The following is an 18,857-nucleotide window of genomic DNA, read 5'->3' as shown; positions in this document are numbered from 1 at the left end:
CCTGGCCTTGCGGCTGCGCAACACCACGGCTTTTTGCCGGGCTCGGATGGCGGAGGACGCCTTCCGCCTGCCTGTGCAAACGGTGGCCGCCGTGCTGCTTGCGTTTGTCTGGATGCGATGGCGCCAGATGCCCGAGATTTCATGGGGCGCATTTTCCGCACTGTTCGTCGTGCGCGCCAGCGTGGAGGGCACGGTGGGCGAAGCGTCGGCCCGCGTGCTGGGCGCCCTGATCGGCGTGGTGCTGGGGGTTTCGATGGTGCTGGCGGCGGACGCGGCGGGCGCCAGCCCGGTGTGGGCCATCGTGGTGGGGGTCGCTTGCGCGGCGTATCTGTCGATGCGCTGGCCCATGCTGAGCTACAGCCTGGTCACCGTCACGATCCTGACCGTCACGCCCGACGGCGACATCCTGGGCGGCGCGCTGGACAAGACGCTGGCCATTGCGGTGGGCTCGGCCTCGGGCATTCTGGCCGCGCTGGCCGTGTTGCCCTTGTCGGCACGGTACAGCGCGCGCTGGAATCTGGCCGCGTCCATTGACGCCTATGGCGACATGCTGGTCGATTGGGCGGCGGCGTTCAATGAAGCGCGGCAACGCCCACGCCTGCATGACCGGCCCATCATGGAACGGGCGCGTTGGCGCGCGCGCGACATGGTGACCCAGGCCGGCGCGTTTCCGCTGGACAAGCTCGGTTCACAACTGTCCGTCTATCAATTGAATGAACGCATTGAAGGCTTGTGGCGCACCGCCCCGATCATGGAGCGGGCGGGAAGCTTCGTGTTGTCCGAACGAACTTGCCACGCCCTGGGGCCGGCGCTGCACGACGTGGCCGCCGCGCTCAAAGAACAGATCGGCTGCCTGACGGAAGCGCTGCGCGAGAAAGCCTACACGCAACCGTGCCACGTCCCCGCGTCGGCCTTGTCGGCGCTGGATGCAGCCATCGAAGAGGCGTTGCATTGGCCAGATTGCGACGCCGACGAGAAGCAGGCGATCGGCGTCATCCGGTGGATCTGGCAGGAAGTGGCCCGGGAAGTGGAGGACCTGGCCGGCTATCTGCAGGAAGGACGTTCTGAGGCAGGAGGCCATGACGCAGGAGGCCATGACGCGGGAGGCCATGACGCGGGTGGCCACAACGCAGGACGCCAAAACGCAGGAGGCCCCGACGGGCCTACTGCGTGACGGTCTTGGCGGGCGGCGCGGCGGGCGCGCCGCTGGCCGCCGTGGTGGTCGTGGGGGACGTGGGCGTGGCGGTGCGCGAGGCCTGCGTCGGCATGCGTTCCACCGTCAGCGCGGCGGGATCGCTGGGCGACGGGCGCACCACCACCGTGTTGGTCGCGGCGGGCGTGCCCAGGTTGGGCAGGTCGGCCGGACGCGCGGTGGCCATGGTGGCAAAGGGGCCACCGCCATTGCCCGGCACCCCGTCCAGCGTCAGCCGGTCCGCCCACACGCCGTCGCGGCGCGACAGCACCTGATAGCGTTGTGGGCCGCCGGCGCTGCGGGCCACGATGTACACGGCGCCGTCGATGACATTGAGCGCGGGCGGCGAGGCGGCGTCGGCGTCCAGGCGCGTGGGCTTGCCGTGTTCCACCAGCCACAGCGGCCCGCCGGAACGTTCCAGCAGCGCCAGGATGACGTTGCCCTTGGCATCGGCATGCAGGGCCGGGCGGCCGATGAAGGGCACGCCCAGGTCGGCGGGCGCGCTCCAGTCCATATCCATGTCGGTGGTGTCGCCGGCTTCGATCAGCTTGGTCAGGTGGTTGTTGCCGCGCTGGCGGAAATACAGCTCGACGCGGTCTTCGTGGTTGCGGATTGCGGCCAGGCCACCGGCCGCCACGGGCGCGGGCACGTGGCGCCATGCCTGCCATTCGGGGCGCTTGCCTTTGTCGGCGGGCAGCTGGCGGGTGTAGAAAAGTTTGCCTTCGGAAGTATTGGCGAAGATCACGTAGCGGCCATCGGCCCCGCGCGCGGCGGCTGGCGCGCCGGTGGCGCCGTCCAGCGCGGGCAGGTCTTGCCAGGGGCTCCAGCTGCCGTCGATGCCCGACGGTGCAATCCAGTGCAGCAGGCCGTCATAGCCCAGGGCCACGGCAGCGGCTTCGCCACGCGGCGCCACGGCGGGAATCTGCGTCACGCGCAGGCCGCCCAGCGCTTGCCAGCCTTGCCACGTGCCGTCGTGGCGTTGCTTGTTGGCCCACACGCCGCCCAGCGGATCGCGCGCCATCAGGCCGGCCGTGCCGTCGGCATGCGTAAACGATACCAACGGGCCGGTGGTGCGGCCGCCCAGGCTTTGCCAGCGGCGCTGGCCCGAATCCCAGCGGTTGACGGCGGCGTTGGTTTCGCCCGCCGCAAAGACCACCAGGCCACCGCGCCCGTCCGGATACAACTGTGGCGCGATGTCCTGGCGCGATACGTAATAGGCGCGCTGCACCCAGGCGGCGGCGGGGCCGGCCGGTTCCTTGCAGCCGCTGGGGCCGGCGCAGTAGTGGTAGTCGTTCCAGGCGTAGTGCTGGAAGATCACCGACTTGCTGGCGATTTCGGATTCGGTCAGGTTGGTGGCGCGTTCCTGGCTGGGGTAGTCGATGTAGCCGGTTTCGGCGTAGTTGCCGGGCACGCGCAACATGGCTTCGCGCGCCAGCCGCGCGCTGGCGATGTGGTCGGGGTGGCCATGGCCGGCGCAGCGCCAGCACAGCTGCGTGTACGGCACGGTGATGGTGTCGTCCAGGTGGCGCACGGTGGTCGGGCCGTATTGGCGGATGAGTTCAGCCAACGTGTCAATCAGCTGTTCGCGCGTGTACGTCTCGGGGTAGGGGCCCAGCGTGTCGACGCTTTGGCCCGGTTCGGATTCCGTGCGGCTAAGCGGGGTCAGGCTGCCCCAGCCCTTGCCCAGCCACGGGTCCTTCAGGCGCATGTGCCACAGCTGCACGCGCGGATTGTCCTGCAAGGTAAAGCGCGCGATCTGGCGGCTTGCCGCGATGCCGGTATCGGCTTTCCAGACGTCCGGTTTGTGCGCCATGTAGGCGTAGGCGGCGCGCACGCCGCGCTCGCGGCCCAGCATGTAGGTATCGCCTTCGCCCGCGTCGCTGGCGGTCAGGTAGACCACGCGCACGCAGCCGCCCGCTTCAACGTTGGAGGCAATGTCCGGGTTCATGAACAGCAGGTCGTCGTCCAGATGCGCGACGAACGCCAGGTCCTTGATGCCGTGACACTCTGCCAGCGTGGGCGGAGCGGCCAATGCGGGAAGGCAAGTGAGGGTGGCGGCCAAAGCGGCGGCCGTGCAGCAAAGCGCCCGGCGTAGCGGGCGCAGCATGTCCATCAAGGCGGGCATAGAAGGGCGCGGCCAAGGGGCCGCGCGGCAAGAAGCTTAGGTTGGAAGAAAGACTGCAAAAACTCGGGCTGCAAAAACAGCTCGGAAAAGTATACCGGCGCGCGTGCAGGCGTCCATGCCTCTGGCCGTACAGAGTGTTGGATAGGGTGTCAGACTGCAATTTACCGCCGGGCTGGGTGGAGAACCGTCACCTAATTACGCTGCCACTGTCCCCATTCAGGATCCAGTCGGGCAGGCGCGCCGTTCACCCACACCTGCTCGTCGTCCAGGCCCGTTGCCGCCTGCGGGGCGACGTCGAACGCGATGCCCAGCGCGCTTGCTATGCAGGGCGCTTCAACGGGCAATTCCCAGGTAAGGAACCACTGCGACAGGTCGGCATCGGCGGGAAAGTCCCGGGCGTCAAAGCGATGGCCGTCGCGCGGCACAACGGCATGTGGTTGGCAGGTGTCGAAGACGATGGCGGTGCCGCGTGTCAGGGGGATGCGCTGGCCGGAATGCGGGAAATGCACGTCCAGCCCCTTGTCTTCGCTTACGAAAAGGTTGCAAAAGGCCGCGCCGGCATATTGCCCGCCGTCATGGTGGTAGCGGGCGCCGCGGCAGGCCATCAGCGCCATGTCGCTGTCGGCCAGCACGTTGTCCAGGCCTGCGTCGCGCGTCCAGGCGTGCATGGCCTGCACGCAGCGCTTGTAGTCGGGCCAGCGGCGTTGCGCGCGGGCCAGCGGCAGGGGTTCGACATCGCCGGGCTCCAGCATCAGGCGTGTGGTGATTTCGCGTTGCCAGTCGGCGACGACGTGTGGGGCGGGGGCGGGAATGTCCAGGGTGGCGCGCAGCACCGTCGGGCTGACGCTGCGGCTGCGGATGGCGTCGCCGCTGAAATAAAAGGCGGTCAGCAGATCGGTCATATCGTTCAGCCCCCGCGATGCTCGTACGCGGCCTGCGTGGCCTCGCCATCCACCGTGGCGGCGCGCGCGCGTTCCATCAGGTGCTGCTTCAGCCGCGCCAGCGCGTCCGGCGTCCAGCCCGGCACGCCCGTCACCGCCAGCCACGCATCCACGTAGTGCTGCGGTGCGTAGACGTGGCCGTAACCGATGGGCGTCTCGGTGCTGACCGACATATCCAGCGCCAGCTGCAACATCGTCACCACCGGCACCCAGCGCAGCTGCGGCGATACGTCGGGGCCGTAGGGGGGCTCCATCCATGCGGGGCGGCGGTACAGGTCGCGAAAGTCGAAAAACGTGATGGCGTCGCTGGCGTACTGCAAGAACACAATGCGCATCGGGCCCCATGGCGCATCGGCGGGCACGGGCGAACCGTGCTGGTTCATGAAGCGCACGAAAGCGCCGCCGCGCAGTTGCGGCAACCACGCGGGAGAGCCCGGGTTGCGCGCGTCGGTAATGGCGCGCCACACCCGGCTTTCAAACGGTGGACCGCTCCAGAGGGCGCCCTGGATCGGGTCGCCGATCATCTCGAACAGTTCGGCCGACCGCGCGGAATTCAGCGCGCCCAGGCTTAAGCCGTGCAGATAGAGCTTGGGCCGCTTGTCTTTCGGCAGCGTGGTCCAGTAGCCGTAGACCTCGGCGAACAGCGCGCGCGCCGCCTCTGATCCGTACTCGGGCTGGGCCAGCAAGGATAGTGGGCTGGACAGGTAGGAATACTGCAATGCCACGCTGGCCACGTCGCCATGCAGCAGGTATTCCAGCGCGTCCATCGCGGCCGGGTCGATCCACCCCGTGCCGGTGGGCGTCACCACCACCAGCGCCGACCGTTCAAACGCGCCCACGCGCTTCATCTCGGCCAGCGCCAGCTTGGCGCGGGCGGCCGGCGTGTCGGCGCCGGGCAAGCCGACGTAGACGCGGATCGGTTCCAGCGCGTCATGCCCGGTTTGCGCGCGGATGTCCTGCGCGCTGGCGCCGGATGCAATGAATTCGCGGCCGGCGCGGCCGAGTTGTTGCCAGGCGATCAGGGAATCGGGGCTGCCCGTTTTGCCGGGGGCGGTGGGACGCGGGCGCTCGGGTTCAAGCAGCGCATCGTATTCGCGGAACGAGGCGTCCAGCACATGCAGCGCCGCCCGAAAGAACACGTTGTTGGCCAGCGACCAGAAGATCAGGATGGCGATTGCGGCGCCCGTCACGTTGGCCACACGGCGGGGCACGACGCGGCGCACCCGCGCGGCCACCCACCGCGTCACCAGCTTGAACAAGCGGCCCAGCGCCAACAGCACGGCGAAGGTGGCCAACGCGGTAAGGCTGACCTTGAAGGGATGCGCGCTGGGCACGGGCGGCATTTCCATCAGCGCGCGGATCGTGTTCTGCCAGTCGGCCGCGCGCCACAGAAAGGCCAGCAGCACCGCCGCGCACACCAGCGTGATCGTGCCGTTGACGATGCGCGCCGCGCGCCCACGGGGCTCGGGCAGTTCCAGGTAAGCCCACAGCCAATGCCACAACACGCCCAGCCCGTAGCCGGCGGCCAGGCAGGTGCCGCCCAGCACGCCCTGGGTCAGGTAGGTGCGCGGCACCAGCGTGGGCGTCAGCGACGCGGCGAAGAACAGCGTGCCCAGCAGCAGACCCACGCCCGACAGCGATTCCAGATGCGACTGGAAAAAAGCCTGTAGGCGGCGGTGCGGGCCTTGCGGCATGGTGGGGTCTCCGTGGGGGCGGCCCCTTAGAGGGGGCGGCCCTTATTATGCAAGCGGAACCGGGGCCGGGGCCACGCCCGGCGCGGTGCGACGAAAATTGTTTTTCATCTGACGGACGGCAGCGCCCACGGCCATGCCGGATCGGTTTAAAACCAATACAGTGTTCCACGGGCCGGCGGCGTCATGGCCGCAAGCGCCTTCGGAATGGACCCAAGACGAATCAATAACACTGGAGACGGGATGGACACGGTAAGCAAACAGGGCGCCGGCGTGCGCGAACAAGTCAGCGCAACGGAATGGCAGGTCCGCACAGACCTCGCGGCCCTGTATCGGCTGGTGGCGCTATTTGGCTGGGACGATCTGATCTTCACGCACATCACCGCCAAGGTGCCTGGCACCGAGCACTTCCTGATCAATCCCTACGGCATGATGTTCGACGAGATCACGGCGTCCAGCCTGGTCAAGATCGACCTGCACGGCAACAAGGTGATGGATTCGGAATACGACATCAACCCGGCCGGCTTCACCATCCACAGCTGTATCCATGCGGCCCGCAAGGACGCGATGTGCGTGCTGCACACGCACTCCATCAACGGCGTGGCCGTGTCGGCGCAAAAAGACGGCCTGCTGCCCTTGTCGCAATTTGCCTTCATCGCGCTGCGCTCGCTGAGCTATCACGACTACGAAGGGCTGGCGCTGAACCCCGAAGAACAACCGCGCCTGGTGCGCGACCTGGGCAGCAACAATTACCTGATCCTGCGCAACCACGGCTTGTTGACGGTGGGCCAGACCATGGCCGAGGCGTTCCAGGCCATGCACCGCCTGGAAGCCGCCTGCATGGCGCAGGTGCGGGCGCAGGCCGGCGGCGGCGAATTGATCTTCATCCCGCCCGAGGTCCTGGCGCGCGCCGCCGTTGAATCGCCCGCGGACCGTGCCTACAAGGCCTCGTTGGCCTGGCCGGGCCTGTTGCGTCGGCTGGATCGACGCAACCCCGGCTACGCGGAATAGGTCTGTCTGGTTTGTCCGCCGTGCCCGGCCCGTCCGCGCACGGCCCATTCACCATAAGGAGCCTTGATGAAGCTGACTTCGATGAAGCGCATCCCGACCCTGATGCTGGGCGCCGCCGTGCTGGCGTTGTCCGCCCAGGTCGTCGCCGAGCCGGTCACCTACGACATCGACCCCTCGCACACCTATCCCAGCTTTGAGGCCGACCACTTCGGCGGCCTGTCCACGTGGCGCGGCAAATTCAACAAGTCCCAAGGCGTGGTGGTGCTGGACCGCCAGGCCCGCACCGGCACCGTCGAGGTCACCGTCGACATCAACTCGGTGGACTTCGGCCACGACGAGATGAACAAGCACGCGCTGGCGCCCGACATCTTCGACGCCGCCCGCTACCCCACCGCCACCTTCAAGGGCAAATTCACCAAGTTCGACGGCGACCGCCCCGAAGAGGCCACCGGCGACCTGACGCTGCGCGGCGTGACCCGCCGCGTCAAGCTGGACATCGACGACTTCAAGTGCATCCAGCACCCCATGGAAAAGCGCGAGGTCTGCGGCGCGGACGCCTCCACCGAATTCAGCCGCAAGGATTTCGGCCTGGACTTCGGCCTGGACATGGGCTTTAAGCCCGAAGTGGAACTGAAGATCCAGGTCGAGGCGGGGCGTCGGGGGTAGGGGCGGATCCTGGCGCGTCCTATCGTAGATATGTAAGTCATAGCCGACATTTTTGCCAAATTTTCAGAAAAAGTCGGCTTTGGCTTACATTTGTGGGCCGGATCGGTGTACGGTATCGCAACTACCCCAGGCGTTAAAGCCAAGGAATGTTGCGTATGCCGTACTTCCCCACCGCCGTCCTTCCCGCAGAGTTTGGCGAGAGTTTCCAGCGTGAACGCAAGCAGCGAAAAATAAGCCAGGCCACCTAGGCGGAACGCGCCGGGCTGTCACGCCACCTCATCATTCAGATTGAAAAAGGCGAAAACGTCGGCCTGCACTTCATCCTGCGCGCCCTTGCGGTTATGAATATGGGCCTGCGCATCGATACCGCCGGCATCAATTACGACGACGTGGGGCGCCTGGACGATGAGTAAAGCCTGCTGGCCCTGACGGGCAGCAACCAGATCGGGCGGTTGCGCTATCGAGAACCCGGAAGTCAGGCGCAGCGCCTTCAGGCCGAGGTCGGGTTGAAGACGCTGCTGTCCAGTGGCGCCAGTGTCGAGCTTTTTGACCACCTGGTCAGCGCCTACCTGACCTCGGGCATTTCAGGCTTTCAACCCAAGGTGTTGATGCCGGACGCGGACGAACTGGATGCCAAGCCGATCATCGACAAGTCCACGACCTTCACGCCGAACCTTATCGTCAAGGCCGCAGGCGAGGACTATCCCTTTCTGGCGCAGAACGAATTCCTCTGCATGACCGTCGCGAAGCAAGCGGGAATTCGCGTGCCCGAGTTCTGGCTGTCGGATGATGGCTCGCTATTCGTGATGCGCCGCTTTGACCTGGACGGGGGCGACCAGCTGGGTTTTGAAGACATGGCCGTGTTGTTGCGCAAGACCGCCAAGGAAAAGTACCTGAGCGCTTACGAGACCATCGCGCAGATGATCGGCCTGCTGTGCGGCGCTAATCGCGTTGAAAGCCTGGCCCGGTACTTCGAATACGTGGCGCTATCGGTGCTGCTGCGCAATGGCGACGCGCATCTGAAAAATTTCGGTCTGCTGTACCGGCATCCGGGCGCGGCGCCAGCCGCCCTGGCGCCGCTGTTCGACGTGGTGACGACCAGCGTGTACGAGATCGATGACCCGCAATCCGGCCGCAAGCTGTCTGACCGGACGCTGGCGCTCAAGCTGAACAAAAGCCGCGAGTATCCCAGCAGGAAAACGCTGCTTCAGTTTGGCCGCACGGTGTGTGGCGTTGCCAGGCCGGAAACGGTTATCGACCGGATTGCCACGGCCATGCACGAGGTGCTGGAAGATGAAAAGCACCGCGTCGACGCCGATTTCCTGGCCAGGATGCGGGCCGAATGGGAGCAGGGCAGCGATTCCGTGCAAGCGCCTGTCTACTTCCAGGGCAAGCCCGGCGCGTGACGTCCCAGCCGGCCTACTCGGCCACTTCCGGCTCGACCAGCCGGGCCAGTTGCAGCAGGGATTCCTGCCAGCCCAGGTAGCACATTTCGGTGGGGATGGCGGCCGGGATGCCGCTTTGCTCGATGGTGATTTCCGTGCCGCACGACACCTTGCGCAGCTGGATGGTCGTCATCATTTCGCCGGGCATGCCGGGGTCGTCGAAGCGGTCGGAATAGCGCAGCCTTTCGCCAGGGACCAGTTCCAGGTATTCGCCGCCGAACGCATGGATCTGGTTCGATCCAAAATTGCGGAACGACATCTTGTAGGTGCCGCCTACCTTTGCGTCCAGTTGGTGGACCTGGCAGGTAAAGCCGTACGGGGGCAGCCATTTGGCGACGGCGTCGGCCTCCAGGAAGGCGCGGTAGATGCGGTCGGGGTTGGCGCGCAGGACGCGATGGAAATTCACGGTGCCGGTAGTCATGGTGGATCGCCTTGAGAAGAGTGGGTCGTACTGATACGACGAACCGGCCGCGCCAACATCGACGGGGATCTTCCTAGGAAAAACCCTGAGAACGCAACCGGTCCACATACGCCGACAAGGCTTGCGCGTGGCGCTCGTCCGCGCGCAGGCCGACGTGGCCGTCCGCCCGCACCACCAGCAGCACGATCTTGTTCACACCCAGCTGGCGGGCGGTGTCGGGCGACAGGTAGGCGTCCACATTGGACACCTCGGCGTTGGCCGTCAGTGCAACAACCACTTCAATGATGGGGCCGTCCGACAGCGCCGCCGTGTCGCGGTGGACCTGCGCCAGCTCGTCTTGCGGTGTGGCGCTGCCCCCGATCAACAGCGCGGTGTGGCCCAGCCGCTTGGTGTAGTCGTGCAGCTTGCCCGCGCCGCCTGACGCGAATTCGACGGGCAGGTGGTCGGGCAGGCGTTGCCCGGGCGACACGCTGGGTTGCGCATCGCCCATGACGATGGGCGAGCCGGCGTAATCGATGTCCAGCTCTGCCTCGGCCACGGCTTCGTGATGGCGCGTGGCGGGGTCGGAGAACGCGGCGCGGATCGCGGCGTCGCGCTCGCGGCGGGCCTCGGGATCCATGACCATTTGGGCGTTTTCGGCGGCGTCGCCCGATGCCATGACCTGGTCCGCCACCGGCCGGCGCTCGGCGTGGTAGCTGTCCAGCAAGGCGTCCGAGCAATGCCCCTGGCAAACCAGCGCCAGCTTCCAGCCCAGGTTGTAGGCGTCCTGCATGCCGCTGTTCATGCCATGGCCCTGCGCGGGGCTGCACGTGTGCGCCGCGTCGCCGGCCAGCAGCGTGCGGCCCAGGCGAAAGCGCTGCGCGACCTTCGTGTGGCAATCAAAGCGGGTCGGGTGCGACACGCCTTCGAAGCGCGCGTCGGGCAGGTAACGGCGCAAGGTCTCCAGAGCGTCGTTCACCAGGTCCGACTGCGGCGAACCGGGCCGCAGATAGACGCGCCACCGACGCTCGGGCAGTGCGGTCAGGATCACGGGCGTCGGATCCAGGTAGGCGTAGTTGGCCTCGAACGAATCGGGCCATCCGGTGATGGCGGCGTCGAATACCGCCCAGGGCTGGTGGATGTCGTGCCCGTCCTGGCCGATACCCATCAGCGTGCGCACGGTGCTGTGGTGGCCATCACAGCCGACGACCCATTGGGTAAACACCTTGGACCGGACGCCGCCTTGCTCAAGGGTTGCCAGCACGCCGTCGGGGCGCTCTTGCAGCCCGACCAGCTGGGTGGCGCGAGTGACGCTGCCGCCCAGGGCTTGCAGATGGTCGGTCAGGATGGCTTCGGTGACTTCTTCCGAAATACCGATATTGAAGGGGTAGCGGCTGCCGCACAGCGCCAGATCGATGTCGCCCAGCACGTTGCCGGCGGCGTGGATGCGCGCGCGGCGCTGCTTGACGCCGGCATCCAGCAACGGCGCGGCGATGCCCAAAGCGTCCAGGATTTCGATGGTGCGAGGGTGGACCACGGTGGCGCGGTCCCAGTCCAGCGGCCGTTCGTGCGCGTCGATCAGCAGGCAATCGACGCCGCGTCGAAAAAGCTCCGAGGCGGTGAGCAGGCCGGCGGGGCCGGCGCCCACGATCAGAACGGTCGTCGCGATCATCAAGCTTTCCCCAGTCGGCCCGCGCCGCCCATGCGTGGGCGTCTGGCGAAATTAGAGCAAGCCGAGGGAAAGCGTCAATGAAAGCGGCCCTTGCCTGATGGGCGAGGGCCGGCTTACCGGTGCGTCGGTATCAGTACGCGCCCATGTAGTCGCGCTTGCCGACTTCGATGCCGTTGTGGCGCAGCAGGGCGTAGGCCGTGGTGACGTGGAAGAAGAACTGCGGCAGGCCGTAGTGCAGCAGGTAGGCGCTGCCCGACAGCTTCTTTTCCTTGGGCGTGCCCGGACGCAGCACGATTTCCAGCGAGGCGGCTTTCTCGAACTGATCCGGCGTGAACGCGCCGACGTGCGCCAGCGTCTTGTTGATCAACGCCTGCAGCTCGGCAAAGCTGGCTTCGCCTTCGGGCCAGGACGGCACCTCGGCGCCAGCCAGGCGCGAGGCGATGCCCTTGGCGAAGTCGCAGGCGATCTGCACTTGGCGCGACAGCGGGAACATGTCGGGGTACAGGCGGGCGCCCAGGTAGGCGGACGCGTCGATGTTCTTGGCCGTGGCGTGCGCTTCGGCTTTCTTCAGCACGTCCGACAGGGCGGACAGCATCTGCTTGATGACGGGAACGGAGGCGTCGTACAGGGGGTGGGTCATGGGGGCTCGCTTGAATAAGGGTAGGCGGGCGCGGGAAATTCCCTGCGCGGCTGCGGCAAGACTACCAGCAATTGATGGCGTTCGTTCCCGCTGGTGTTTTGTACTTTTAATGTATCCAGAATTCACTAAACCTGGGGTTTGTACGGGGTATATCTGCCGTTTTTCCTTGCGCTATAACCCTTTATGTATTTTTTATGTATTTTTTTACGGTTCGGGTGCAAATGAAAATCGCATTGTTGGGTTGTGGGGAAGTGGGCCATTGCTACGCCGAGGCGTGGCGGGCGGGCGGACACCAGATCGTGGGGATCTGTGAGCTAAGGCAAGACGCAGAGATGCAGCAGCGCGCCCAGGCGCATGGCGCCCCGTTGCATGCCACCCCCGGCGCGTGGCTGCAAGAGGCCGACATCGTCGCCTCGGCCGTGTTCGGCCACGCCGCGCTGGCCGTCGCCACGGCGGCTTTGCCGCACTTGCGCCAGGACGCGGCGTATGCCGACTTCACCACCGCCAGCTCGGGCGACATGCGCGCCGCGGCCCAGGTGGCGGCGCAGCACGGCGTGCCGTTCACCGACGTGGCCATCATGGGCGCCATCGCGTTGTTGGGCGCGCGCACGCCGCTGCTGTGCGCCGGCACGGGCGCTGAAAAAGTGGCGGCCTTTACCGCCGATTGCGGCGCGCCCGCACAAGCCATCGATGGCCAGGCAGGCGATGCCGTGCGCTTGAAATTGCTGCGCAGCATCCTGACCAAGGGCATGGAAAGCCTGGCCGTGGAATGCCTGGTCGCCGCCGAAAGCATGGGCCTGCGCGCCTCGTTGTACGACGTGCTGTCGGACATGGACCGCACGCCGCTCACCACGTTCGTCGATTCGTTCGTGCGTTCGCACGTGCTGCACGCGCCGCGCCGCCTGGCCGAAGTGCGCGAGGCCCGCGAACAACTGGTCGAAGCCGGCTTGCAACCGCTGGTGCTGGACGGCGTGGAACGCCTGTTCGCGCGCACGGCCAAGGGGATTGAAGCGGCGCGCGAGGCAGGCTCGTTCAACGTGCCCGATTCGGTCGACGCGCGTCTGGCCTGGCTGACGCCGCTGGCCCGGCAATCCTGATTTCTGACAAAGCGGCCCCGCAGAGGGCCGCTGGCATGAACAAAACCTGGAGAGGAAGACAATGACGTCCCTGAAGACTTTGCTGGCGGCCACGCTGCTTATCTCGTCGGCCGCCGCCGGCGCCGCCGACATGGGCACGGCCCCGATCACGCTGATTTCGCCCTTTCCGCCGGGTGGCGGCACCGACACACTGACCCGCATGATCGGGTCGGCCATCGCCCAGGACACCGGCTGGAACATCGTTGTGGAAAACAAGCCGGGCGCCGGCGGCAACCTGGCGCTGGACGCCACGGCGCGTGCCAAGCCCGACGGCCATACGTTGGTCATGGCGCAGACGGACAACATCGTGCTCAACCCGTGGCTGTACAACAAGCTTAGCTACGACACGTTCAAGGACTTCAAGCCGGTCGGCCTGGTGGCCTCGTCGCCCAGCGTGTTCGTGGTGGTGCCCGAGTCGCCCTACAAAACGCTGGACGATGTGGTGAAAGCCGCCAAGGCGCGGCCCGGCCAAATCTCGCTGGGCATACCCGGCATCGGCGGCAGCGGCGACTTGATCGGCCACCTGTGGCGCAAGGCCGCGGGCATGGAGCTGATGCACGTGCCGTATCGCGGCTGGTCGCAGGCGTTTCCGGATCTGGCCAGCGGCCGCATCGACCTCTACACCGGTTCGGTGGCTTCGTTGTTGCCGCAGATCCGGGGCGGCAAGGTGCGCGCGCTGGCGGTGGTGGCGGACGCGCGTTCGCCCGCCTTGCCCGACGTGCCGACCTTTGCCGAAAGCGGTTTCAAAACCATCAACCAGACCATCTGGTGGGGCTTGATGGCGCCGGGCAAGACGCCGGACGACGTCGTCGCCACGCTGAACCAGGCGCTGAACGCGTCGCAGGCCAAGCCGGAACTGGTGAAGAAGTTGGAAGACTCCGGCTACAGCGTCATGACGGGCACGCCCGCGGACCTGGCCAAGCGCCATCGCGCCGACCACGACGTCTTCGGCAAGGTCGTGCAGGAAGCCGGCATCCCGAAGCAATGAACCCCAACATCGAACGCAACAGGAGCACCCCATGATCGGCTTTGATATCCGCCCGCGCCAACGCGCGGTCAGCAGCGATTTCGTCGAGAAATTCCGCCACATCCCGGTGGCCAACATCAGCGATTGCATGTGGCGCATGACGGCGGGCGGCGCACGCCTGCGCCCCATGCATGACGGCACCTTGCTGGCCGGCCCGGCCGTGACGGTGCGCACGCGCCCCGGCGACAACCTTCTGGTGCACAAGGCATTGGATCTGGCCCAGCCGGGCGACGTGGTGGTGGTGGACGCGGGCGGCGACCTGACCAACGCCATCATCGGCGAAATCATGACGACCTACGCGCAGACGCGCGGGCTGGCCGGCATTGTGATCAACGGCGCCATTCGCGACTGCGGCACCATCCGGCGCGGCTCGTTTCCGGTGTACGCGGCGGGCGTCACGCATCGCGGGCCGTACAAGGACGGGCCGGGTGAAATCAACGTGGTGATCTCGCTGGACGGCATGACGATCGAGCCGGGCGATTTGATCCTGGGCGACGAAGACGGCCTGCTGGCGTTGCCCTACGACCAGGTGCCCGCGCTGTACGAGGCCGCCTCGGCCAAGCACGCGGTGGAAGAAAAGATGCTGGCCCAGATCGCCGCCGGCACGCTGGACACATCGTGGATCGACGCGCGCATGAAGGCGCAGGGCTGGAAGCCGTAGCGGGCAGCCGCCTTAGCCCCGGCCGATACCCAGGCGGCGCAGCAGCCGGTCCTTCAGCCCGCCCGCGTACGCCCAGGACAGCACCGCCAGCACCAGCATGGTCACCGTGAAGTACGCGCGCGCGGCCAGCGGCACGGGGTTGATCTGCGCGATGGTGCGCAGCGGCTCGTAGTTCGTGAAGTCGCTGGCGGCCAGCGTGCTGAACAGCAGCGCCAGCACCGGCCCCGTGAAATGCGGGCGGTCGCCGCGCGTGGGGTCATTGCCGCGCGACATCCACTGCATCAGGCGGAACAACTGCACCACGAGGGTGGCAAGCGGGATGGCGACCGCCAGCAGCAGGACAAAAAGGGCAACCAGGATCTGAGGCGAATTCATAAATATCGGTAATGCCCATCATGCGGCTGTTGCATCGGCCGGCGGCTTGCGCTGGCTGCGAAACAACAGGTGCGTGCTGGTCAGGTGAAAACGCATGGCGATGTCGGCGCAGGCCGCATCGCGCGCGCGCAAGGCGGCGATGATCTGGCGGTGGTGTTCCACGCTGCGCAGCATGTCGTCGTGCGTATAGAAATAGAACGAGCCGATGATGATCGGCATGTCCAGCAGGTTTTCCACCATCGTGCGCACGCGCGCCGATTGCGCAGCGTCCAGCAGCGCATGGTGAAAAAGGTTATTGCAATGCTGCACCCGCGCCACCTTGTCGGCATCGTCGGACAGGATGGCGTCCAGCATGCGCTGGTTGATCTGTTCAAGATGGTCGATCTGCTGCGGCGTGGCCCGTTCGGCGGCGCTGCGCGCGGCATAGGGTTCCAGCAGCAGGCGCAGTTCGAACGCTTCGTTGATGTCGCGATCCACCCAGCCCAGCACCTCGGCGCCGCGCCGGCCTTCGCGCTTGACCAGGCCATCGGCGACCAGCCGTTCGATGGCACTGCGCACCGGCGTGCGGCTGACGGAGAGTTCGGCCGCGATGTGTTCTTCGCGCAGCCGTTCGCCAGGCAGGAACACGCCGGACATCAGGCGTCGGCGCAGTTCTGCATAGACAAGATCGCGGGCGCTGGTCATGGTGAAGAAGGGGCTTTCCTGGGGGGCGCGAAGAGTTCCAGACTATACCCGAAGGCGACTTGAAAACAGCGTCTGCGAGGCGGCCGGCCACGTTGCCGCCCGCCGCCGTTTATGGCTGAATAAAGCCGTCCTGTTTCGATGAAGAGCGCACCGCCATGGGCCAGCACAATTTCCCCGCCCTGCCGCCGCAACCCGCCGAGATCGCCATTGGCTTGGCGGCCGCCGATATCCACCATCACCTTGTCACCGCGCCGGATGGCAAGCGCGTGTATCGCCTGTCGGTCTGGACGCCGCCGCTTGACCCGGCGCCGCCCACCGGCTACCCGCTGCTGCTGATGCTGGATGGCGCGGCGGTGTTCGACAGCTTGACGCGCACGCAGGCGGCATTGCCGCCCGGGCGGTCGCTGCAAGCGGTGGTGGTGGGTGTGGACCATGACGATGCCAAGCCGTTTGATCCCAAGGCCAATCTGGCGGCGCGGTCCTACGACTACACGCCGCCATCGCCCGGTGCGGACGCGCCACGCGGCGCGCCCAACAACCCCGACGCCGTGGGCTGGGCCAAGCGGGGCGGGGGCGCGGATCATTTCCTGGACCTGCTGCTGGAACAGGTGCTGCCGCTGGTGCAGGCGCGTTATCCCGTGGACCCGGGCAACCGCAATCTGTACGGCCATTCGTATGGCGGGCTGTTCGTGCTGCACGCGGCGCTGACGCGGCCGCAGGCGTTTCAGCGCTATGTGGCGGCCAGCCCGTCGATCTGGTGGAACGATCACACCATCCTGCAAGCGCTGGCATCGCCTGCGCCGGTACTGCCGGCCGGCATCGACGTAACGGTCATGGCCGGCGCCGAAGCCAAAGGCCAGGACGACGCGCCGGGCAGCCCCGAAAGCGTCGTGCGTGCCCTGTCGCGGATTACGCATGTGCGCGCAGACTTGCAGGTGTTTCCTGGCCTGGGGCACGGCGCGATGCTGCCCGCCTCGCTGGCGGCAACGCTGCAACGGTATGTCAGATAGCGCCCACGACAGCGGGTGTAGTGCTACACCGGCAGCACTACACCCGCTGGGCGAATGCGATCGTCAAGCTCACGCCGCGTCCCGCCGGCCCCAGCCCGGTTCCCCATTCGATTCGCGCGCCGTGCGCCTTGGCAATCTGCGCCACCAGCGACAAACCGATGCCGCTGCCGTGTTCCGCTGTGCCGGGCGGCCGGTAGAAGCGGTCGAACACGCGTTCGCGTTCGGCCGGTGCGATGCCCGGCCCGTCGTCCGACACGCTAAGGTAGGCGCCGCCCGCAACCAGCGGCCCGCAACGAATCTGAATGCGGCCGCCGGCCGGCGTATAGCGCAACGCGTTGTCCAGCAGGTTGCGCACCAGCACGCCCAGGGCGTCCACATTGCCCGGCACGGACACGGCTTCGGTGTCCAGGGCAATGCGCTGCTGGCGCGATGCGGCCGGCATTTCGCTGTCGCGCGCGATCATTTCCGCCAGCCGATCCAGCGGCACGGGTTCGATTGCGCTTTCGTCCTGCGCCTGCGTGCGCGCCTGTTCCAGTAACTGTTCGGCCAGCCGCGCCGTGCGCGTGGCCACCTGCCGCAATTGCCCGACCGCCTGCGCGCGCGCCGCCTCGCTTTCGCTGCGCAGCGCCAGTTCGGCATACGTGCTTAACGCCGCCAGCGGGGTGCGCAGCTCGTGCGCCGCGTCGGCCACGAAGCGGCGCTCGCGGTCCAAAGAGGCCGACAGACGTTGCAGCAGGTCGTTGATGGCGCCGACAAAGGGGCGCAATTCGCCCGGCATGCCGGCCGTGGGCACCGGCGTCAGATCCACGCCGGTGCGGTGCAGGATGGCGTCGCGCGCGTGGTCCACGGGCCGAAACGCGCGCCGGATCACCAGCCACGTCAGCGCCATCAGCGTCGGGAACAGCACGCTTAGAAACCACAGGCTGCTCCACATGCGGTCGGCGGTTTTCTGCCGCAGCTCTTTAACCGACTTGGCAAACTGCACCTGCACGCGGCCGTCGGCGTCCGACACCGCGTACGCGCGCCACGGTTCACCTTGCAGGATGATGTTGCGATAACCGTCTTGGTAGTCCGGCACCAAGGGCTCGGCGGGCGCCCAGGGCGATTGCAGGACCAGGCGCTTGTCGGCCAGCGACCACGCCTGGAAGTTGGCGGTTTCGCCGTCCATCCGGGCGGGCGCGGACAATTCAAAACGGTCTTCGCGCGACGGCTCCGCTTCCAGCAGGGTGGTGGGAATGGACACCAGCGCCTTTTGCGCGCCGTAGCGCAGGCCCTGGTCGAACATGCCGGTTTCAGCGCGCGTCTGCTGCACGTAGATCAGCGCAAACACGATCAACCCCGTGGCCAGCATGGCAAGCAACAGGGTGATGGCCACCCGTCGGCGCAGCGTCATCATGGCGCGGTGTCCGCCACGATGCGATAGCCCATGCCGTGCTGGGTTTCGATCAGCCCGTCGCCCAGCTTGCGCCGCAGCTGGTGGATGTACACCGCCACCGTGTTGCTTTCGATCGTGCCGCTGCTGCCGTACACCGCCGCTTCAAGCTGATCCCGGCTGACCGTGTGGCCCATGCGCTGCATCAGCGCCAGCAGCGTGTGGTATTCATGCGCGCTCAAGCTGACGTCGCGGCCGCCTTGCCTGACCCGGCGGCCGGCCGGTTCCAGCACCACATCGCGGCAGCGCAGCGCCGACACCACGCTGTTGCTGCTGCGCCGAAGCACCGCGCGCAGCCGGGCCTGCAGCTCGTCCAGCTGAAACGGCTTGACCAGGTAATCGTCGGCGCCCGCATCCAGGCCCTGGATGCGTTCACTGAGGCGGTCGCGCGCCGTGATGATCAGAACGGGGGTGGTGTCGAAACGGCCGCGCAACGTCTTGAGCAGCGCCAGGCCGCTGCCTTCAGGCAGGCCCAGGTCCAGCAGCACGGCGTGGTAGCCGTGGTCCACCAGCGCCAGTTGCGCGTCGGGCAGGGTGCGCACCCAGTGGACGCTGGCGCCGTCATCGGCCAGGCCCGCGTGCAGCGCGTCGCCCAGCATGGGGTCGTCTTCAACAAGCAGGATACGCAAACACACTCCAGACCGGGACCCGCGCCAGGCGGGCGGCGGGTCTTAAAGAAATTTTAAAAGTTGCAGAAGACAATTCGGGCCGATCCCGTGGGCGGCCGCCCGCGGCCAACGACACGAATG

19 protein-coding genes are annotated in these 18,857 nt (G+C 66.7%); 8 read left to right on the top strand and 11 right to left on the bottom strand.

Annotated features, from left to right (window positions below):
* The coding region (locus tag YH64_RS25935; protein WP_255444751.1) for an FUSC family protein at window positions 1–1,174 on the top strand (1,174 nt) is incomplete at its 5' end.
* Here YH64_RS25935 and YH64_RS25930 read toward each other — a convergent pair.
* From YH64_RS25930 to YH64_RS25920, 3 genes are all read right to left on the bottom strand, one after another.
* On the bottom strand, window positions 1,164–3,317 hold the full coding sequence (locus tag YH64_RS25930) for a PIG-L family deacetylase (RefSeq protein WP_120156853.1): 2,154 nt from the start codon (window positions 3,315–3,317) through the stop codon (window positions 1,164–1,166). The two genes, YH64_RS25935 and YH64_RS25930, sit on opposite strands and share 11 nt — an antisense overlap.
* Before the next feature lie 191 nt (window positions 3,318–3,508).
* Window positions 3,509–4,219, bottom strand: a complete 711-nt coding sequence (locus YH64_RS25925) for a hypothetical protein (RefSeq protein ID WP_046807083.1) — start codon at window positions 4,217–4,219, stop codon at window positions 3,509–3,511.
* Between the two features lie 5 nt (window positions 4,220–4,224).
* Window positions 4,225–5,952 (bottom strand): alpha/beta-hydrolase family protein, encoded by a 1,728-nt coding sequence (locus YH64_RS25920; protein WP_046807084.1) that lies wholly within the window; start codon window positions 5,950–5,952, stop codon window positions 4,225–4,227.
* 240 nt (window positions 5,953–6,192) lie between these two features.
* Here YH64_RS25920 and YH64_RS25915 point away from each other — a divergent pair, with 240 nt between their 5' ends.
* Together YH64_RS25915 and YH64_RS25910 are read left to right on the top strand one after the other, a co-directional pair.
* On the top strand, window positions 6,193–6,960 hold the full coding sequence (locus tag YH64_RS25915) for a class II aldolase/adducin family protein (protein ID WP_046807085.1): 768 nt from the start codon (window positions 6,193–6,195) through the stop codon (window positions 6,958–6,960).
* An 81-nt stretch (window positions 6,961–7,041) separates the two neighbouring features.
* Window positions 7,042–7,626 carry a YceI family protein gene (locus YH64_RS25910; protein ID WP_046807111.1) on the top strand — a complete coding sequence of 195 codons (585 nt, stop codon included), beginning with the start codon at window positions 7,042–7,044 and terminating at the stop codon, window positions 7,624–7,626.
* 266 nt (window positions 7,627–7,892) lie between these two features.
* Here the strand turns inward: YH64_RS25910 and YH64_RS25905 are convergent, their stop codons facing one another.
* Window positions 7,893–8,180 carry a hypothetical protein gene (locus YH64_RS25905; RefSeq protein WP_052946107.1) on the bottom strand — a complete coding sequence of 96 codons (288 nt, stop codon included), beginning with the start codon at window positions 8,178–8,180 and terminating at the stop codon, window positions 7,893–7,895.
* Here YH64_RS25905 and YH64_RS25900 point away from each other — a divergent pair.
* Window positions 8,133–9,032: a type II toxin-antitoxin system HipA family toxin gene (locus YH64_RS25900; RefSeq protein WP_052946108.1), complete on the top strand. Its 900-nt coding sequence runs from the start codon at window positions 8,133–8,135 to the stop codon at window positions 9,030–9,032. The genes YH64_RS25905 and YH64_RS25900 overlap by 48 nt on opposite strands.
* Window positions 9,033–9,045: 13 nt before the next feature.
* Here YH64_RS25900 and YH64_RS25895 read toward each other — a convergent pair whose 3' ends face one another.
* The 3 genes from YH64_RS25895 to YH64_RS25885 all read right to left on the bottom strand — a co-directional run bounded on the left by YH64_RS25895 (window position 9,046) and on the right by YH64_RS25885 (window position 11,783).
* Complete coding sequence (locus YH64_RS25895) at window positions 9,046–9,492, bottom strand: SRPBCC family protein (RefSeq protein WP_046807086.1); 447 nt, start codon at window positions 9,490–9,492, stop codon at window positions 9,046–9,048.
* Between the two features lie 73 nt (window positions 9,493–9,565).
* Window positions 9,566–11,143 carry an FAD-dependent monooxygenase gene (locus YH64_RS25890; RefSeq protein ID WP_255444750.1) on the bottom strand — a complete coding sequence of 526 codons (1,578 nt, stop codon included), beginning with the start codon at window positions 11,141–11,143 and terminating at the stop codon, window positions 9,566–9,568.
* Window positions 11,144–11,273: 130 nt separating this feature from the next.
* Window positions 11,274–11,783, bottom strand: a complete 510-nt coding sequence (locus YH64_RS25885; protein WP_143215545.1) for a DUF1993 family protein — start codon at window positions 11,781–11,783, stop codon at window positions 11,274–11,276.
* Window positions 11,784–12,004: 221 nt separating this feature from the next.
* Between YH64_RS25885 and YH64_RS25880 the strand changes: the two genes are divergently transcribed.
* The 3 genes from YH64_RS25880 (at window position 12,005) to YH64_RS25870 (ending at window position 14,607) form a co-directional block, all read left to right on the top strand.
* The gene (locus YH64_RS25880) at window positions 12,005–12,880 is read left to right on the top strand and encodes an NAD(P)-dependent oxidoreductase (RefSeq protein ID WP_046807113.1); all 876 of its coding nucleotides are present in this window, start codon (window positions 12,005–12,007) and stop codon (window positions 12,878–12,880) included.
* Between the two features lie 61 nt (window positions 12,881–12,941).
* Entirely contained in the window at window positions 12,942–13,907 is a 966-nt protein-coding gene (locus YH64_RS25875; protein ID WP_046807089.1) for a tripartite tricarboxylate transporter substrate binding protein, read from the top strand.
* Between the two features lie 31 nt (window positions 13,908–13,938).
* A complete protein-coding gene (locus tag YH64_RS25870; RefSeq protein WP_046807090.1) occupies window positions 13,939–14,607 on the top strand; it encodes an RraA family protein in 669 nt (222 codons plus the stop codon).
* Window positions 14,608–14,619: 12 nt separating this feature from the next.
* Here the strand turns inward: YH64_RS25870 and YH64_RS25865 are convergent, their stop codons facing one another.
* Window positions 14,620–14,982: a hypothetical protein gene (locus tag YH64_RS25865; RefSeq protein WP_046807091.1), complete on the bottom strand. Its 363-nt coding sequence runs from the start codon at window positions 14,980–14,982 to the stop codon at window positions 14,620–14,622.
* A gap of 18 nt (window positions 14,983–15,000) precedes the next feature.
* Window positions 15,001–15,666: a GntR family transcriptional regulator gene (locus YH64_RS25860; protein WP_046807092.1), complete on the bottom strand. Its 666-nt coding sequence runs from the start codon at window positions 15,664–15,666 to the stop codon at window positions 15,001–15,003.
* 155 nt (window positions 15,667–15,821) lie between these two features.
* On the opposite strand from YH64_RS25860, the gene YH64_RS25855 reads away from it, so the two are divergent.
* Window positions 15,822–16,676, top strand: a complete 855-nt coding sequence (locus tag YH64_RS25855) for an alpha/beta hydrolase (RefSeq protein WP_052946109.1) — start codon at window positions 15,822–15,824, stop codon at window positions 16,674–16,676.
* 37 nt (window positions 16,677–16,713) lie between these two features.
* On the opposite strand, the gene YH64_RS25850 is transcribed toward YH64_RS25855, so the two are convergent.
* Window positions 16,714–18,072, bottom strand: coding sequence for an ATP-binding protein (locus tag YH64_RS25850; RefSeq protein WP_046807093.1), 1,359 nt, complete (start codon window positions 18,070–18,072; stop codon window positions 16,714–16,716).
* A complete protein-coding gene (locus YH64_RS25845; RefSeq protein ID WP_082134636.1) occupies window positions 18,069–18,737 on the bottom strand; it encodes a response regulator transcription factor in 669 nt (222 codons plus the stop codon). Before YH64_RS25845 ends, YH64_RS25850 begins: the two co-directional genes overlap by 4 nt.
* Window positions 18,738–18,857 lie beyond the last annotated feature (120 nt).

Origin of the sequence: Achromobacter sp. LC458 (assembly GCF_001005835.2) — a bacterium.
GTDB lineage: Bacteria > Pseudomonadota > Gammaproteobacteria > Burkholderiales > Burkholderiaceae_B > Achromobacter > Achromobacter spanius_B.
This window is presented reverse-complemented; position numbering and strand designations above follow the sequence as displayed.

Bases quoted from the DNA above. Each gene is read 5' to 3' on its own strand.
- YH64_RS25930 (WP_120156853.1), bottom strand. From the start codon at position 3,317: ATGCCCGCCTTGATGGACATGCTGCGCCCGCTACGCCGGGCGCTTTGC.
- YH64_RS25925 (WP_046807083.1), bottom strand. From the start codon at position 4,219: ATGACCGATCTGCTGACCGCCTTTTATTTCAGCGGCGACGCCATCCGC.
- YH64_RS25920 (WP_046807084.1), bottom strand. From the start codon at position 5,952: ATGCCGCAAGGCCCGCACCGCCGCCTACAGGCTTTTTTCCAGTCGCAT.
- YH64_RS25915 (WP_046807085.1), top strand. From the start codon at position 6,193: ATGGACACGGTAAGCAAACAGGGCGCCGGCGTGCGCGAACAAGTCAGC.
- YH64_RS25910 (WP_046807111.1), top strand. From the start codon at position 7,042: ATGAAGCGCATCCCGACCCTGATGCTGGGCGCCGCCGTGCTGGCGTTG.
- YH64_RS25895 (WP_046807086.1), bottom strand. From the start codon at position 9,492: ATGACTACCGGCACCGTGAATTTCCATCGCGTCCTGCGCGCCAACCCC.
- YH64_RS25890 (WP_255444750.1), bottom strand. From the start codon at position 11,143: ATGATCGCGACGACCGTTCTGATCGTGGGCGCCGGCCCCGCCGGCCTG.
- YH64_RS25885 (WP_143215545.1), bottom strand. From the start codon at position 11,783: ATGACCCACCCCCTGTACGACGCCTCCGTTCCCGTCATCAAGCAGATG.
- YH64_RS25880 (WP_046807113.1), top strand. From the start codon at position 12,005: ATGAAAATCGCATTGTTGGGTTGTGGGGAAGTGGGCCATTGCTACGCC.
- YH64_RS25875 (WP_046807089.1), top strand. From the start codon at position 12,942: ATGACGTCCCTGAAGACTTTGCTGGCGGCCACGCTGCTTATCTCGTCG.
- YH64_RS25870 (WP_046807090.1), top strand. From the start codon at position 13,939: ATGATCGGCTTTGATATCCGCCCGCGCCAACGCGCGGTCAGCAGCGAT.
- YH64_RS25865 (WP_046807091.1), bottom strand. From the start codon at position 14,982: ATGAATTCGCCTCAGATCCTGGTTGCCCTTTTTGTCCTGCTGCTGGCG.
- YH64_RS25860 (WP_046807092.1), bottom strand. From the start codon at position 15,666: ATGACCAGCGCCCGCGATCTTGTCTATGCAGAACTGCGCCGACGCCTG.
- YH64_RS25855 (WP_052946109.1), top strand. From the start codon at position 15,822: ATGGGCCAGCACAATTTCCCCGCCCTGCCGCCGCAACCCGCCGAGATC.
- YH64_RS25850 (WP_046807093.1), bottom strand. From the start codon at position 18,072: ATGATGACGCTGCGCCGACGGGTGGCCATCACCCTGTTGCTTGCCATG.